The organism is Jiangella rhizosphaerae (assembly GCF_003579925.1).
Lineage (GTDB): Bacteria > Actinomycetota > Actinomycetes > Jiangellales > Jiangellaceae > Jiangella > Jiangella rhizosphaerae.
On the sequence record NZ_QUAL01000096.1, the window covers coordinates 1 to 3,451 of the forward strand.

Here is a 3,451-nt window from a genome sequence, read left to right on the forward strand (position 1 = left end):
CAGGTGCCCGCGGCGGGCGCCACCCTCGCCGGCGACCGGCGGCGCGGGTGCGGGCTCGGGACGGCGGCCGGCCTCGCGGACGGCGTCGGCGAGCGCGAGCAGGTCGTCGTTGCTGGGCCCGAGCGCGGCGGGGTCAGGCGCCAGCCGGATGACCTCCCAGCCGCGCGGTGCGACCAGCCGCTCGGAGTGCTCGGCGCAGAGGTCGTAGCTGTGCGGCTCGGCGTACGTCGCGAGCGGGCCCAGCACGGCGGTCGAATCGGCGTAGACGTACGTCAGCGTCGCCACAGCAGTCCGCGGACAGGCTGATCGAGAACAGCGACGCATCGGACTCACAGAGGAAGGCTAACGTCTGGGCGGTGTCGTCCGGGCACGGCACGCCAAACACGACTAGTCTGCCCAAGGTGAGCCGTCGCGTTTCCGGTCCCGACACCCCGTCCGGGGTGGCTCTGCCGCGGGTCCGCCGCGACCGGCACGGACGCGGCATGCGCGGCCCACTGGCCCCGGCCGGCTCGCCCCTGGCGGTGTCGCGGGCGCAGCGCTTCGACGACCTCGTCATCGCCGCCGTCGAGCGGCTGGACCGCCGCTGGCAGGACCAGCTGGCCAAGGTCGAGTTCGCCGTCGAGGACGTCCCCGCCCTGGACGACTGGGACCGCAGCTGGGTGCCACTGGCCCGCGCCTACGCCGCCACCGGCGCGCTGCCGGCCCGCGTCGTGGTGTTCCGCCGCCCGGTCGAGACCCGCGCCACCGATCCCGCCAAGCTGCGCGCCCTGGTCGGCGACGTGGTCACCGAGCAGGTCGCCGAGCTGTTCGGCGTCGAGCCGGAAGAGATCGACCCCGCATACGGCGGCCACGACCTTCCCTGAGCTCGGCGTTGGGCCCGTCCCCCTGCTGCCCGATTGTCTTGGCCGCGTGCGCGCGCCTCAAGCGGACCGAGAGAGGCGCTTCGCGCCGATGCGGACCGCTTGACCCGCGCGCCCGCGGCGAAGAACGGGCAGCTATCAGGGGGACGGGGGAAGAGCGGCGACGGGCCCACGGGGGCGTCGGCCCCCGTTTCGGTGTGGCGTTGGTGTCGTTGGGCGTCCATCTGGTGAGATTTCACCGTGATTCGAGAGCCATCACGAGGATTACCCCAGCGTCAACACGCGTACAGGCATGGTGAAGCTCGCGAAATCCTCGTGATGTACACGATCGCCGATGATCATCGCAGTCCACAGCCGGGCGAACAGGGCGAAACGGGCACGTCAACGCCGAGTCGTGCCCGCTCTGCCCCCGTCCCCCTGATAGCTGCCCGTTCTTGGCCGCGCAACCGCGGGTCAAGTCCAAGCGCCCCGACCACAGCAAAGCCCCACCACAACGCGCGCGGACTTGAGGNAAAGCCCCACCACAACGCGCGCGGACTTGAGGCGCGGTTGCGCGGCAAGAGAATGGGGCAGCAGGGGGACGGGGAGCCCACCCCACAAACTCAGCGAACGACCGTCAGGGAGACTCGGCCGGTTCGGGGACGTCGGGCAGCTCGCCGACCACCTCGGGGACGTCGACCTCGACCGTCGGCGAGATCAGCGGCATCAGGTCCAGCAGCGCGCCGTCGTCGTCGGTGGCGCTGATCTGCCGGGCCGCCACCACCGAGCCCGGCGCCTCCGGCACCACCACGACGGTGGCGTTGGGGACGTCGCCCACGGCGGTGAGCGGCACCGGGACGGTCGCGCCGGCCGGCAGCTCCAGCGGCTCCTCCGCGGCGACGCTGCCGTCGGCGGCGAGGGTCTGTACGGTGACCCGAGCGGTCGTCGCGACGGCCGAGCTGATCAGCAGGGTGCTGGCGACACCGGAGGCGGCGCGGCTGAGCAGCGCCGGCGTCGGGCCGGTCAGCGGCTCCGAGGCCGACGTGTAGGCGACGTCGGGCAGGCCGCCGTCGGTCGCCTGCACGACCCGGATCGACCCGGTGATGGGCTCGTCGCTCTGCAGCCGGATGCCGGCCGGGTCGGTGCCGCTGTCCAGCGGGATGTCGGTGACGGTGCCCGCGGTGACGGTGATGACGTCCTGGTCGACCGGGCTGTACGCGCCGTCGACGCCGAGGATCTGCAGCGACACGATCGCGTCGGTGTCGCCGGGTGCGACGAGGCGCAGGCTGCGCTGACCCGACCCCGGCACGCCCGGGATCCACAGGTCGCGGCGCGGCGCGACGGCGGCCGGGACGTACGTCATGCCCTGCGGCGTGATCTCGTCGGTCTCGCGCACCTCGAGCGCGGCGGTGACCCGGCCCTGGCTGGACTGCACGTGCACGGCGGTGGTCACCGAGCCGGCCGCCAGCGCGTCGAGCAGCAGGATCCGCTGGCTGCGGGCCGGCACGCCGATGTCCTGCGTGCCGGGCGCGTCGATGGCGCCGGCCTCGTCCCACAGCTCCACGTCGACGACGGCGGGCACGTCCGTCGGGTTGGACAGGACCAGCCGGCCGCGCCGGCCCACCTCGGCCGACGCCCCGACGAACCAGTGCTCGCGGCGCGGTGCGGTGCAGGCCGCCGTGCTGATGCCGCGGAGGTCGACCTCCTGGAGGATCAGCGACTGCTCGGCCGCCAGCCCGGGCGCCAGCGCACCCTGGCCGGTGACGGCGTACGACGTGCCGGCCGCGGTCTCGACCGGCGTGATCGTCGGGACGCCGCGGTCGGCGATGGTCACCAGCGGCTCGGTCGCGGCCTCCTCGGCGGGGTCGCCGGTGGCCTCGGGGTTCTCCGGGTCCGGCGGCAGCGCCAGCGCCTGGACGGTGATCGGCGGCTGCTCGCCGCCGCCCGCGTCTGCGACCTCGACGCCGGGAAGCGCCAGCACGCCGAGCTCGGCGCTGCCGGCCTCTTCGCCGTCGGCGTACGGGCACACCAGCGACGACCGGACCACCGGCTCGCGGACCTCGGGGTGGTCGTCGACGATCGAGTCGGGCGGGCCGATGAGCGTCGCCCCGCCGACGACGACGGCCACCCCGGCGCCGGCCGCGAGGCCGGCCCATCGTGCGCTGATCACTGGTCGTCCTCCTGCCGCCGGCCCTTCGCCCGCTTGCCCGCGGCCCGCTTGCCGGGCGCGCGGCGGGTACGGCCACCGGCGTCGGTGCCGCTCGTCTCGGACGTCTCGTCGGCCGCCCGGCCGGCCCGGCGGCCCTTGTAGGCGTCGGCGATGGATGCCCGGGGCGCGTCCTGGTCGACGCCGGCCCGGGCGAACGGGTCCCAGTCGCCGACGGCGTGCGGTGACTGCTCCGCGGGCGGTCGTGCCGGTTCGGCGAAGCCGGGGTCGGTCAGCGGGTCGGCCGCCTCGGGCGCGACCGGGTCGGGTGCACTCGTCGCCCGCTTGCGCGTCGACGTGTCGCGGCGCAGCCGCTCGCCGAGGCTGCGCTCGCCGGGCACCCAGGCCGGGCCGCCCGCGTCGGCGACCGTCGCGGGCTGCGGCTCCGGCTCCGGGGTCGGCGCCG

At 75.1% G+C, this 3,451-nt stretch carries 3 protein-coding genes and 1 pseudogene; 1 reads left to right on the forward strand and 3 read right to left on the reverse strand.

Going from position 1 to position 3,451, the window contains the following annotated elements; all coding sequences use genetic code 11:
* On the reverse strand, positions 1-333 hold a 333-nt coding region (locus DY240_RS10650; protein WP_147375276.1), incomplete at its 3' end, for a DUF3499 domain-containing protein.
* Between the two features lie 68 nt (positions 334-401).
* Here DY240_RS10650 and DY240_RS10655 point away from each other — a divergent pair.
* Positions 402-863 (forward strand): metallopeptidase family protein, encoded by a 462-nt coding sequence (locus DY240_RS10655; protein ID WP_233552693.1) that lies wholly within the window; start codon positions 402-404, stop codon positions 861-863.
* A gap of 613 nt (positions 864-1,476) precedes the next feature.
* Here DY240_RS10655 and DY240_RS10660 read toward each other — a convergent pair.
* Complete coding sequence (locus tag DY240_RS10660) at positions 1,477-3,009, reverse strand: DUF5719 family protein (RefSeq protein WP_119659890.1); 1,533 nt, start codon at positions 3,007-3,009, stop codon at positions 1,477-1,479.
* A pseudogene (locus DY240_RS31840) lies at positions 3,006-3,451 on the reverse strand (hypothetical protein); the annotation flags it as partial. The gene DY240_RS10660 and the pseudogene DY240_RS31840, both read right to left, overlap by 4 nt.